Source organism: Pleomorphochaeta naphthae (genome assembly GCF_055396005.1).
On record NZ_AP042457.1, the window covers coordinates 1,213,311 to 1,226,564 of the forward strand.

Consider the following 13,254-nt stretch of genomic DNA (forward strand, 5'->3'; position numbering starts at 1 on the left):
AATTCGCTAGAATTTTTAAATAAAGATTATAATAATTAATAGTATTCGAACTTATTAAAGAAGGATAGCTATACTGAGACGAGTTACTAGACAACAGAAAAATAATTTCACGAATCCTTGTTAGTTTATTCCCAAAGGAATAATATATTAATTATGGGTAGAAAAAGAAGGACAATTAGCAAAGACACAAAATTAAAGGTTGCATTAGAAGCAATACAAGAGGAAGCTACAGTACAAGAAATTGCAGCAAAATATCAAGTTACACCAAGTATGGTTTCATTGTGGAAAAAAAGTTTATTACGGCATGATTTATCTCCTTTTGAAGAATCAAAGAAAAATACAAAAACTGAAAAAGAATTAGAAGAAGCAAAAGATAAAATAGAGTTCATTACCAAAGCTTATGGTAAATCTCAGCTTGAATTAGAGCTTTTAAAAAAAAAGATGAATTTATTGGATTAGATCTTTGCGAACTTATTACTCCAGGTCTTAAATATTTTTCATTTGGACATACTATTGAATGTTCAATAAGTAAGCAATGTAATATATTAGATATAAGTAGAAGTCATTATTATGATTGGTTAAATCATCATATAGAAAGAGAAATAAAATATAGAGAAGAGAGAAAAATTGATTATGAAAGAGCAATGATTATACTTAAAGCTTGGTCCCCAGTTCCATTTTTAGGATATAGAAAAATATCTGTTATATTAATAAAAAAAGGATATAAGTGGGCAACAGAGAGCATTGTAAGGCGTTTAATGAAGGAATTAGGGATATATAGTGCTATAGCAGTAAAGAATACTTCTAGAGCTAAAAAAGGTAAAAATCATAAGAAATACCCTTATCTGTTGAGAAACATGGTTATCCAATATGTAAATCAAGTATGGGCTACAGATATTACTTATATAGCATTACCCCATGGATTTGTTTACCTTTGTGCAATAATAGATCTTTACAGTCGTAAAATACTTTCATGGAAATTAAGTAATACAATGGACGTATATTTTTGCATTGAATGTTTAGAAAAATCCATAGAAATTTATGGAGTACCATCAATTTTTAATAGTGACCAAGGTAGCCAATTTACCTCAAATGAATTCCTTGCAGTATTAAAAAGAGAACATATTAGAATTAGTATGGATTCTGTTGGTCAAGCAATGGATAATATATATATGGAGAGAACTTGGAGAACTCTAAAATATGAACATATTTTTCTTCATGATTACTCTACCATGAGTGAATTGGAAGAAGGATTGGATTGGTTTATTAATTATTTTAATATTACAAGGCCACACCAATCGTTGGGATATTATGCACCAAATGAAATTTATTACAATGCATTTACTGGTGCAGCGAAAAAAGAGGAAAAACTACTGAAATATTCGTGAAATATTTTAGAAAGTGTCTTGATTCGCATCTCACTATAAGCCATCTTTTAACAATAAGATAATTTTACTATCACTTATTCCAAATAATAGATATTTAATATCAAGAGATAAAATAACTTCAGCTAATTCTATTCTCTTTTTTCCATCTGCTAAGTTATCTAGTCTAAATATATTAGATAAAATATAGGCTCTAACATTTTGAGAAAATCGAAAATTTGTATTATAAATTATTAAAAAAAATAAAATTAAAAATAAGTAAATAGATAAAATAAGCACTGTAAAAAATTTTAATTTACTATAATGAGTTTTTTTCATTAATAATAAAAAAATTAAAGAAAATAATACAGAACTTACAATCAAAGTTATTATAGCTCCTCGAGAACCAGCTAAAAATAAGTTAATTAAATTAAACAAAAGTCCAATACTCAAGAAATATTTTAATTTTGTTGTTTTATAATATAGGATTAAAAAAAGATATATGTAAAAAGAATAAAGTAATAAGTATGCAAAATAATTTGGATTATTAAAAATACTATTTAATCTTCCATCAGTTGGAGAAATTTTTAATAAATATGTTTTAAGAATAGAATCACCAAATAGATTCAACAACTTACTATGTGTAATTACAAAAACAAAAAAAGATAAAATTGAAATTATAGATATAATCATTGTTAATAACAATGCAATTTTTACCATAGATTCTATCCATCTGAATCTATCGCCATAAATTAAAAGGACTAAAAAGAATAAAATGGAGTGAATTATAAAAATTAAATAATTATAAGATGACAATAAACCACTGTGAAAAACAGTTAATATACTCATGTAAACAGTTAAAATTAATATAGATTTTATATAAGGCAACAAGAAAACATGTCTTTCACTACAAACATTATAATCATTAATTAATAAATAGATACCATAAATAATTAAAAATAATTGTGAAGTCACTAAAAAAAGCTGCTCAATAAAATAAATATCATGAGCAGTATTAGTTTTAATATTTATAAAATCATATAGTACAGTCAAAAATATATAAATATATAAATAATTAGTTTTATATCTAATTAATCTTTTAGCATTAATAAGGCAACTCCGTTTTTAAAAAATTATTTTTGACTTTTATAAAAGACAACTAAAATATATTAAATTCTAAAGTGTAATCTTTCAAGCAAATTTTAGCTTTTTTTTAAAATATTACAAATATAATGATTTTGGGTACTAATTCCTAAATAATATTACATTTTAACTGTTTTTAGATAATACTTGTAACACCTACAGTTAGTTGTATATCAGCTTTATTATTTCCTTTATGATCATAATTCAAAATAGAAATCATATCTAATTGTCCAAAAATATTTATATGGCTTTTTAAATCAAAACTAGAATAAATACCATATATATTAGTAAAACTATAACCTTTTTTACTCTGGTCCCAATTACTCCAAGATAAAAATCCACTGTCTTTTAGAGAAGATCCTCCAACAGTGGACCACGGTGTATCAATATCAAAGGTCCCATGTACCATAGATAAAAAATTACACTCAAAAATAAGAGTAGAGGGTGTAAACATATATCTTTTGTTTAGGTTAAACACCAAAGCATCACCACCATATTTATAACCTAAGAACTGTTTATCAAATAATACTCCTCCTGCCCTATTAGTATTTCCAAATTCCCTAGTTGCAACTATAAAATTAATACCATATCCCTCTTGAATACTTGAGGAAGAATCATTTTTACCTTTATTTCGTAAATATAAATACGGAGAAGTATATGCTATTTCAACCGATAAAAGACTAGCTACATTATCGTTGACTAGTTTATACTTTTTAATTCCTAAAATTAATCCATAAGCATTTGGAGCATGTGATGAAGAAGAGTTTTCTGTTAAAACAAATACCAAATCATCTAATACAAATTGTGTGTAAACATTAATAGAATTATTAATATTATAATCAAAATCAAAAGATAGAATTGAATTACAATTTGATTTTAAAAATATATTATGATAAACAAGCATAGGATTAAAAGAGCGAAAATCTATTGTAGATGTTTCACTTGCATACATTAGTCCCTCAGCAATGGCCCAACCAAATTTATTATTTAACCCTCTACCTTCAAATTTGTGCACAACAAACATGCTAAAACCTTTGAGTGGATCAAGTTGGCTATCGTTTATATCTTCACCTACTGTTTTTATATAATTTAGTTGATGGGGGAAAAAAGAAACTAAATATGTATATTTCATTTTATTTCCGAAAGTTGAATATTTTATAAAATCTTGATATTTAAGATTATCAGAAATTAAGAGATTGCTTGAAACTGCAGCACCCCATTTTAAATTATCTCTACCCACTTGTAAATTCCAAAAAGAATCTCCAAATGAAACAAAAGCTCTATGAGGGAAATTAGCCTCGATATCTGTTTCAAAAGATACATCGGTTAAGCCAATAATGTTCGTTTGGAAAAAATTTGAACCGAAAGGTACTTCAAGGACTCTAGCTGATGAGAGAGAAAAATCAACTAAAGCATAAAAATTTGAAGAAGATATAATACTTAAATTTAAATCAAGTAAATTTTTCATATAAGGCCAATCTCTTACCCAACTATCTCTCTCAATAAAATCTATATTATTTAAGTGTGTATATGTTTCGATATTTAAAATAGGTTTAAAATCATATTCGACATTTTTATTTAGATCATTTATATATAAATTAAATTTGCTATTTAATCTATTAAATTCTTTTTTTCCCCAATGATCTAATTTATTAAACTTAACTTGATTTAACATTTTTTTTAACTCTTCAACTGAATAAGGGCCTGTCATTGATGGAAAAGCTAAATTTGATTGGATATATAAACATGTAATTGAATTAATCAATTGTTTAGATGTGTTTAAATCAAATATATATTGTTCATTTGCTCTAGAAAATATTGGTAGAGTTAAACAAGACATGATAAGGATAAAAATAAACTTCTTAATATTCATAAATAGTTGCTTCTTAATGTGATACAAAACTTAGGAGAAAAATAAAAAATACTTCACCTTTGCTATATTATACGACACAAAATAAAAAGTTGTATTTTTTTTTCACTAATTATTATTTAAGAGATTCTTTAATTAGCTCAACAGCTTGATCACATTTCTTAAGCGATTCTTTTTGCTCTTGAAATTTTGGTGGAAAAATATCTTCTGTTATTTTATCTATATATCCATGATTTTTAACAACATTTCCAACAGAACAAGAAACAGAAATTGGACAGGTGTAACATTGAGAAAAAGCACCTATTAAAAAGGAATCAACAATCTTCATTTTGTTACTTTTTACAAAATATTCTATGGTTTTTAGTACTGGATTTTGTACAACATCAGAAGAATAGCCAGTAGAAAAATAAATAATAGGTTTTTCCTTTAATAAAAAAGCATTATTATGACGAAAACAAAACAATCTCTCTAAAAGTGAATGAGCTAGAGCATTAGGCAAATCATAATAGTTAGGAACCCCCAAAACAATTGCTTGTGAACTTATAAGCAAATCTTGGATTTCCATAAAAGCATCATTAACAACGCACCTATTTGTCTTAACACAACCTAAGCAACTAATGCATCCATTAATTTTTTTATTTGCAAGAGTAATATACTTTGTATCTTCATCAAACTTAGATAGAATATATTGAACTGCATTAGAGCTTATTCCATTAACCCTAGGGCTTGTTGATATTCCCAAAATCATTATTTACCTCGATATTTTTATTTGTAATTAATTATTTGTTTTACTAGAGTCTCTAGATTTTTATCGGATAAATCTGGAGGTTGAAATAGTGGATTATATAAACTTGTTGCTCTTTGGATATAAGCTGTTTTTAATTTAACTTTTTTAGCTCCATTCAAATCCCAATCATGCGAAGCAACCATAAATGTTTCTTCTGGTATAATATTTTCTTTGTTTAAAACAGTTAAATAAATTTTTGAAAAAGGTTTATAAGATTTAACAATGTCAACAGAATAATATTGATCAACTAAATCTGCTATTTTTGCATTAGCTAATTGTTCTTCTATCATTTTATGTGAGGAATTAGATAAAATTATTATTTTTATTGAATTCTCTCTTAACAATTTTAGGGAATTTTCAACATCATTAAAACAACTTAATTTTTTAAAATGCGACAAAATGTCATCTTGCTCAAACTTTGTTAAATTGATATTGCTCTCTTTACTAATCACTTCTAAAGTTGCTTTAGAAAGATCTGCAAAATTCACATATTCATTTGTTATTCCAACTATAGTTGAATAATGTAATAACTTTGAAAACCAATATTTTAAAATAAATTCGTCATTAAAATATTTTTTAAAAATATTTTTTAACGGTTCTAAATTCAATAAGGTTTCATTCATATCGAAAATAACGGATTTTATCAAATGTATCTCCAATTATAATTAACTTAGTAAAAACGTATCTAAAATATAATAAAAATCTTCTAGAACTAGTGAATTTTTACTAGTCTTCATCCTCAATAAGGATCCATTCCAACTGCTCACTATGAAACTTGCTAAAGCTCTAAGATTAACATTCTTAGAAAAACATCCATTTATTTTAGCTTCAACAAGATTGGAATAAACATACTCTGTAACTCTTGAGTGAAAGGAATTAGCACTCTGAGCTATAGCTAGGCTAACATCTCCCATTTCTTGGGATAAGTTTCCAACAAAACATCCAAGTTTTAAATCATTATCTTTTAAGCTTTCTATACCTTTTTTATAAAATTTTCTTATTCTATCTAAAGGAGCTAAGTTTTTATCAGTAAATATATCCAATCTATCTTTACGCATCACAAATTGATAATAATTTAATGCATCTACAGCATATTGTTCTTTATCCTTAAAATAATTATAAAAAGATCCTTTAGGAATCTTAGCAGCTTCAGTTATATCTTTCACACTAGTTCCGTTATAACCATTTAGATACATCAAATGAATTGAACTACTAATTATCTTGTTTTTCTTCTCTTCTTTCTTGTCCATAAATCCACCTATTCCCTAAATCTGCTTAGGGTTGAACTTAAGTATTTAATGTATCGTCTCTAATATCTAAAAAACAAGAGCCTAAACTCTATCTAACTTAACTTTTTACTATCACATTTAACTTAAAATACAACAACTAATAAAATTAGTGACATGATTCAATTTAGTAACTTGTAAATACAATATATGACCGGTCGTCTCAAAAGTCAATAAACAAACATCAAAATAGAAACAATTTTCTATTTATTTATTAGAAAGACAGGTATTTATGCAACCAATTTATGCTTAAAATTTTCCATTGTCCACAATATTCGTCTTCCTTATAACAATCAGAAGTACACATTGAAAGACCATGCTCCCCATTAGTAAACATATGATACTCACATGGAACATTATTTTTTACTAATGCATTTACATAAGTCAAACTGTTTTGAATAGTAACACAATCATCATCTTGAGTATGCCATATAAATGTTGGACAAGTATCCTTAGTAACATGATCTTCAACACTTAGTAATTCAATTAATTCTTCTCTATTATTTGTAACTTTCTCCATTGATCCAATGTGAGCAATATCATTTTTCATGCTAATAACAGGATAACAAAGCAAGCAAGCATCAGGAGAATTTAACCCATCTTTAATATCAGTTAATTTTTGAATTTTAGGATGATTATATAAGGTTGAAATTGAAGCTGCTAAATGAGCTCCTGCCGAAAAACCAATAACAGCTATTTCAGTAGGGTTAACACAGAATACGCTTGCTCTATTTCTTATTTGAACTAAAGCATCACTCAATTCTAATAATGGGTTTAAATCAGTAGCATCTTCATTTATAGAATAATTCAATATAAAAGTATTAAAACCTTTTGCAAAATAATATAAAGCTACAGGGTCTTTTTCTCTATCAGATAGTTTTTCATATCCACCCCCTGGACAAATTATCATTCCACTTCTTATATTTTTTAATATAGAATCCTCATTATAATCATGTAGATAACCTACTAAGGGAACTTTCTTTGGACCGACTGATAATTGTATAATTCTCACTTTTCTAATCTCCTTATTGAATATTCGGATAGAGAGGACTTGAACCTCCGACATCTTGCTCCCGAAGCAAGTGCGCTAGCCTCTGCGCTACTATCCGAGTCAAATAATACTCTAGTGATAAATAGAATCTATGTCAAATATTTGATATAAATTTTATGATAATCATCATACAGAAAAAACAATATAAATTTTTTATGGACAGATGCCTCATTAATTGCCTATAAATTATGAAAGAAAAAGAATAAAACTTTCAAAAAGCTATAAAGAATAAAAAAACTTTATATCTTTTTATCCCTCTCTATATTAAATCAAATAAGTTTTTACCCTCATTTTTCGTTTTTTAAATTAAAGACAGTATTAAAAAAAACTTAATAAAGCTCTATCAAAATTTAAATGTAAGAATATCTTATAGACAAATTTATTTAAGAATTAATTCATTGACAGTTATTGCCTAAAATGGTATTTTTCAAAAGATATATCCTTCTAATTGGATAAGAACTTTGTAGGAGAGGTTTATACATGCCTTCAAATGAGAATAAAGGGACTGAAAAAGGTTCAAATAAGAATGTGAAGTTTAATACACATAAGAAAAAGAAAGTTAGTGCAGGTTGGATTTTCGGTATGACCGTATTAATTCTAATCGCAATTTCATTCGTCGCTGCACCTGCAATCAGAGCTATTGTTGGCCAATCTGTTAGCACTTCGTTGACCTTTGGATCATATGATGGAGAAGAAATAGCTTACACTCAAGACTCTTATTTCTATGAGCAGTATCAAAAATATGGATCAGAGTATAGTGGGTCAACTACTAACAGTGATTTAGCTCTTTATAATATTTGGAAAAGTGCTTTTGATAGTACTGTATATTATGTTGCCGTAACTAAGATGGCAGAAGATATTGGCATTATTACAACAGAAGACACGATAAACAATGCTATCATTAACAGCGGCTACTACAATGTTGATGGCAAGTTCAGTAAACAAGTTTATGAAGAAACTTCTATTGAACAAAAAGCTTCAATTCGAAAATCTATTACAAGAGCACTCCCTTACAATACTGTTTTAGCTGATATCTCTTCTGCTCTAACAAGTGACAATGAAACCGAATACGTGGTTAATATGGCAGATAATACTAGAAGTTTTGATTATGTTGTAATTGATAGCTCTTTGTATCCAAAACAACTTGTTGCACAATACGGATTAACAAACCCTCAACTATTCTATAGCATAGATTTATCTATAATCAGTGTTGAGAGTGAAGAAGAAGCTAATTCTTTAATTGAACAAATTAACAGTGGTTCATCATTTAGTGATGTAGCTAAAGAAAACAGTAAAGACTCATATGCTGAAAATGGCGGTGAAATAGGAGTTGTTCCTTTCTACGCTGTTCAAAATAATTTCAAAGATCCACAACAAGCTTTATCAATTTTGGATGAAACAAAAGATAGCGTAGTTGGACCTTTCGAAGCTGCAAATGGTTGGACAATATATAAATTAAATGCAACTCCAGTTGAAGCTGATTATACTGATGAAGATACACTCAATATGATTAGAACTTATATAGCTGGAAATGATGAAAGCATCATGGACAGTTACTTACTTGAAAAAGCAAATGAATTTGTAGCTAACGTAGGTGATGACTTTGATGCTGCTGCTGAACAAATGAATCTTACTGTTACTAATGTTACTTCTACTGCTAAAAATATTGGCGATTCACAATACATGAGTTCATTCAGTTACAGTGATCCTAATGGTGTTTTAGCAAGTGTAGCTCAAGATGAAACGATTATGAAAGATTTATTTGCCGAAGAAGTTGGTAATGTAATGGATCCTATAAAAGTTAGTTCATCTTCTTATGTTGTTGTAAAAGTTGCAGCCGAAACAGATGATTCTGGTATGGGAGAATATCTAAGAAGTGTATATCCTTACTACGCAGCACAACAAAACCCAACAGATTTACAATATGCAATTATGGCATCTGATAAATTAGAAAATAATTTTATGACTGTATTTATTGAGAAAATTTTAGGTTCTGCCTCAAATTAAACTTAATAAAATGAGATCTATACAATATGTTAACTTAGGACTGAAATTATTTTCAGTCCTTTCTTCTATTTTAAAATCACAATTTTAAGTGTATAATAAAAACGATAGAAGGATATAATATGCAAAATGAAATAAATAAACCTACTAAATTATTAACTAAAAAAGGAACATTATACCAACAAGGTTGGGCAAGACACCCTTATTTTAATTATGTAAGAAAAGAAGTTAGGGCTTCAAAATTTAAGATAAAAGAATGGGACTATTATGCAATAACTAATCATAAATCAAAATATAGTGTTGCTGTAACAATTAGTGATTTAGGTTATTCTTCTCTTGTTTCTATTGCATATATTGACTATAAGCTAAAAAAATATTCCCAGGTAGATAAAGTAGTTTTGCTTCCATTTACTAGAATTAAACTCTCCCCTAACACAGTTGATGATAGCTTTGTAACAAAAAGTTATAGTAATTTAAGAGCATCTTTTATTAAAAAAGGTGAACAAAGAAGACTTCTTTTTAGTGCTCCACAATTAAAATTACCTGATGGTCATGTTGGCTTAGATGTAGATGTTGAACTGACTCAAAAAAAAGAAATGGAGTCTATAAATATTGCAACTAGTTGGAAAGAAAATAGAAAAGCATTTTATTTAAACGAAAAAGTAAATTGTATGGAAGTTACTGGGACTATAAAAAGAGGTTATGATCTTGAAAACATTGATCCACATACCACCTTTGCTACTCTTGATTGGGGCCGTGGAAGATGGACTTACAAAAACACATGGTATTGGGCTAGCCTTTCAACTCAAATTAATCATATTCCTGTCGGCTTTAATTTAGGCTATGGATTTACAGACCGCACTCCTGCAAGTGAGAATGCTATTTTCTATAATAATATTATTCATAAACTTGACAAAGTTAAATTTGAAATACCTAAAGAAGGATATTTAGCAAAAGAATGGAAATTAAAAGATAATGAAAATAGAGTAGATTTAACTTTCACACCCCTAGTAGATCGATATGGGTATTTTAACTATGGAATCATAAAAAGTGATCAACACCAAGTATTTGGGGAATTTAATGGAAAACTCATTTTAGATAACAAAGAGATAATAGTATTAGAGAAACAATTGGGTTTTGCAGAGAAAGTCGACAATAAATGGTAAATTATAGTTGTAATTAGTTATATTTTATGGTTTTATAGGTACGGACATAAATTTAAATTAATAGATAATTGCTGATGCGCAGTAATTGTTTAAATCAAAAATAAAGATACAGGAGTTACATGCCAGATTTAACAAATTTTAAGAAATTAGGTCTAAGCGAAGAGACCTTACAAGCCTTGAGTCAAAAAGGCTTTGAAGAACCAACAAAAATACAAGAAGAGTGTATTCCACTTTTACTTAAAGACCAAGTCGATGTTATAGGACAAGCTCAAACCGGAACAGGTAAAACAGCTGCCTTCGGTCTTCCAATCCTAGAAATTGTTGATCCTTCAATTAGAGGGGTGCAAGCTTTGATACTTACACCTACAAGAGAACTTGCTATACAAGTTGCGGATGAGATTAACTCATTAAAAGGTAGAAAGAGAATTGAAGTAACATCTATTTATGGAGGAGCGTCCATAGATAATCAATTGAGAAAATTAAGACGAGGCGTTCAAGTCGTTGTTGGGACTCCAGGAAGAATACAAGATCACTTAAAAAGAGGTTCCTTAAAATTAAACCAACTTAAATTTGCAGTACTTGATGAAGCTGATGAAATGTTAGATATGGGATTCATTGAAGATATAGAAAACATTTTATCAAATACACCTACTGAAAAAAGAATGCTTTGTTTTTCTGCTACTATGCCTAAACCCATATTAGCCTTAGCTTCTAAATTCATGGAAGAACCAACTATTGTAAGAGTTAAACAAACAGATATCACAAAAAATTTAACAGATCAAATCTATTTTGAAGTTAGAGAAAGTGATAAGTTAGAGGCTCTTTGTAGAATAATTGACATGGAAGAATCTTTTTACGGAATTATTTTCTGTCGTACTAAAATTCAATGTGATGATATTGGTAGAAAACTTCAAGATCGTGGATACGATGCTGAAGCTCTTCATGGTGATTTATCTCAAAAACAAAGAGAACAAATCTTAAACAAGATGAAAAAACATAATATCAGTATCATTGTAGCAACTGACGTTGCTGCTAGGGGAATTGATATTAATGATTTGACTCATGTTATCAACTACTCTATTCCACAAGCTCCTGAGGCTTATATACACCGTATAGGACGAACTGGAAGAGCTGGTAAGATGGGAACAGCAATCACTTTTATCACTCCATCTGAATTTAGAAAATTTAACTTCATTAAAAGGGCAGCTAAAACCGATATTAGAAAAGCTTCAATACCTGAAGCAAAAGAAATTATATCAATTAGAAAAGATAGGATAGAAAGTGAATTATTATCTTTATTAACAAACAATGTTGAAAATGAACAATTTATTCCTATTGCAAGAAAAATGTTAGCTTCTTATGATAGTGAACAAGTTTTAGCTTCAGTTTTAACCCATTTTTATAAAGACGCTTTAGATGAAAGTAAATATAAGAACCTTTCTTCTTCTAGAAGATCTAGAGGTAATGAAATTCCATCTAGATTCAATCAAGATGAAGATGGATTTGTAAGACTATTTATCGCTCGAGGTCGTAAGGATGGACTTGGAAAGAGAGAGTTAGTCTCTTATCTTACAAGTAAAGTTAAAGCAACAGATGAAGACATTCAAAATGTAACTGTTAGAGATGAATTTTCATTTGTATCTGCACCTTTTGAGGTTGCAGAAGATATTATTAGAATTATTAACAGTGGTAATACAGGCAGCAAACCAATTGTTACTAGAGCTAAACCAGATAATCCGAATGGAAAACATTTAACTAGAAACAGAAGATCATCTTCTAGAAGAAGTGATAGACGCTCACCTAGAAAGAAATCTAGTGATGACAGTTATCAACCATATGGAAAAGATTCTTTTAGAGACGATGATTGGGATACAAAACCATCTTCTTCTAGTAAAAGAAAAGCTCATGGTAAATACAATAAAAATTCTAGACGTAGATAAATTGAGTAGGAGGGTTTCTCACGAAACCATCCTCTCACATCATCACATGATACCGTTCGGTAACTAGCGGATTATCAAACATAACGCTCAATGTTGAAGTAGTGCCAATCTTCTTTTAATAATTCAAGACCTTCTTCTGCATTTGCCTCAACTAGTGGTTATTTATTTTTTTATAAAATATATTGCCAAAACCACAATGGACTTTCACCACTTAAATATTGTCCATGTTGGGCAAACATAAAATAGACTCCAAATCATTTGATTTGGAGTCACTTTTGTAAACTTTAAGAATCTACTTTTTTCAATAATAAATAAATTAAAGCAAAATACTAAAACAAGTAATTATAAGTGGAGATGATCATCATATCGTTTTGAAAGAATTTTTTTAACATAAGAATTTTCTTTTTTAAGTATTTTTGACCCTCTTGTTATTTTACATAAGCTTATTTTATGCTTAGCAGCAATTTCTCTCTGTGGTATACCTTGATATAAATCTTTAAGCAAATCCCATCTAAGTACAAAATCCTTTTGTTCCCTATCAGTAAACATTTCACTAAAAAGTTGCTTCATCTTTTTAGGATCTTTTGTCTCACAAAATATTTTTATTAAATCATCGTATTCATTCATAACATATCTCTCCATG

12 protein-coding genes and 1 tRNA gene are annotated in these 13,254 nt (G+C 28.4%); 5 read left to right on the plus strand and 8 right to left on the minus strand.

Annotation, left to right across the window (positions count from 1 at the left end):
• The first annotated feature begins 153 nt into the window (after nt 1–153).
• Together ACZ5SO_RS05550 and ACZ5SO_RS05555 are read left to right on the plus strand one after the other, a co-directional pair.
• Nucleotides 154–459 (plus strand): transposase, encoded by a 306-nt coding sequence (locus tag ACZ5SO_RS05550; RefSeq protein WP_464623952.1) that lies wholly within the window; start codon nt 154–156, stop codon nt 457–459.
• Nucleotides 460–512: 53 nt separating this feature from the next.
• Entirely contained in the window at nt 513–1,388 is an 876-nt protein-coding gene (locus ACZ5SO_RS05555) for an IS3 family transposase (RefSeq protein ID WP_464627833.1), read from the plus strand.
• A gap of 33 nt (nt 1,389–1,421) precedes the next feature.
• Here ACZ5SO_RS05555 and ACZ5SO_RS05560 read toward each other — a convergent pair whose 3' ends face one another.
• The 7 genes from ACZ5SO_RS05560 to ACZ5SO_RS05590 form a co-directional block, all read right to left on the minus strand.
• On the minus strand, nt 1,422–2,213 hold the full coding sequence (locus tag ACZ5SO_RS05560) for a hypothetical protein (protein WP_464627354.1): 792 nt from the start codon (nt 2,211–2,213) through the stop codon (nt 1,422–1,424).
• 430 nt (nt 2,214–2,643) lie between these two features.
• On the minus strand, nt 2,644–4,380 hold the full coding sequence (locus ACZ5SO_RS05565) for a hypothetical protein (RefSeq protein WP_464627355.1): 1,737 nt from the start codon (nt 4,378–4,380) through the stop codon (nt 2,644–2,646).
• Nucleotides 4,381–4,492: 112 nt separating this feature from the next.
• Nucleotides 4,493–5,125: a flavodoxin family protein gene (locus ACZ5SO_RS05570; protein ID WP_464627356.1), complete on the minus strand. Its 633-nt coding sequence runs from the start codon at nt 5,123–5,125 to the stop codon at nt 4,493–4,495.
• A 17-nt stretch (nt 5,126–5,142) separates the two neighbouring features.
• Nucleotides 5,143–5,811 carry a haloacid dehalogenase type II gene (locus ACZ5SO_RS05575; RefSeq protein WP_464627357.1) on the minus strand — a complete coding sequence of 223 codons (669 nt, stop codon included), beginning with the start codon at nt 5,809–5,811 and terminating at the stop codon, nt 5,143–5,145.
• Nucleotides 5,812–5,829: 18 nt separating this feature from the next.
• A complete protein-coding gene (locus ACZ5SO_RS05580; protein ID WP_464627358.1) occupies nt 5,830–6,414 on the minus strand; it encodes a TetR/AcrR family transcriptional regulator in 585 nt (194 codons plus the stop codon).
• A 250-nt stretch (nt 6,415–6,664) separates the two neighbouring features.
• Nucleotides 6,665–7,462, minus strand: coding sequence for an alpha/beta hydrolase (locus ACZ5SO_RS05585; RefSeq protein WP_464627360.1), 798 nt, complete (start codon nt 7,460–7,462; stop codon nt 6,665–6,667).
• Nucleotides 7,463–7,486: 24 nt separating this feature from the next.
• Nucleotides 7,487–7,559, minus strand: a tRNA-Pro gene (locus tag ACZ5SO_RS05590).
• Nucleotides 7,560–7,981: 422 nt separating this feature from the next.
• Here ACZ5SO_RS05590 and ACZ5SO_RS05595 point away from each other — a divergent pair.
• The 3 genes from ACZ5SO_RS05595 (at nt 7,982) to ACZ5SO_RS05605 (ending at nt 12,611) form a co-directional block, all read left to right on the plus strand.
• Nucleotides 7,982–9,508 carry a peptidylprolyl isomerase gene (locus tag ACZ5SO_RS05595; RefSeq protein WP_464627361.1) on the plus strand — a complete coding sequence of 509 codons (1,527 nt, stop codon included), beginning with the start codon at nt 7,982–7,984 and terminating at the stop codon, nt 9,506–9,508.
• A 119-nt stretch (nt 9,509–9,627) separates the two neighbouring features.
• Nucleotides 9,628–10,671, plus strand: a complete 1,044-nt coding sequence (locus ACZ5SO_RS05600; protein ID WP_464627362.1) for a DUF2804 domain-containing protein — start codon at nt 9,628–9,630, stop codon at nt 10,669–10,671.
• 119 nt (nt 10,672–10,790) lie between these two features.
• Complete coding sequence (locus ACZ5SO_RS05605) at nt 10,791–12,611, plus strand: DEAD/DEAH box helicase (RefSeq protein ID WP_464627364.1); 1,821 nt, start codon at nt 10,791–10,793, stop codon at nt 12,609–12,611.
• 342 nt (nt 12,612–12,953) lie between these two features.
• On the opposite strand, the gene ACZ5SO_RS05610 is transcribed toward ACZ5SO_RS05605, so the two are convergent.
• A complete protein-coding gene (locus ACZ5SO_RS05610) occupies nt 12,954–13,238 on the minus strand; it encodes a Trp family transcriptional regulator (protein ID WP_464627365.1) in 285 nt (94 codons plus the stop codon).
• Nucleotides 13,239–13,254: the final 16 nt, after the last annotated feature.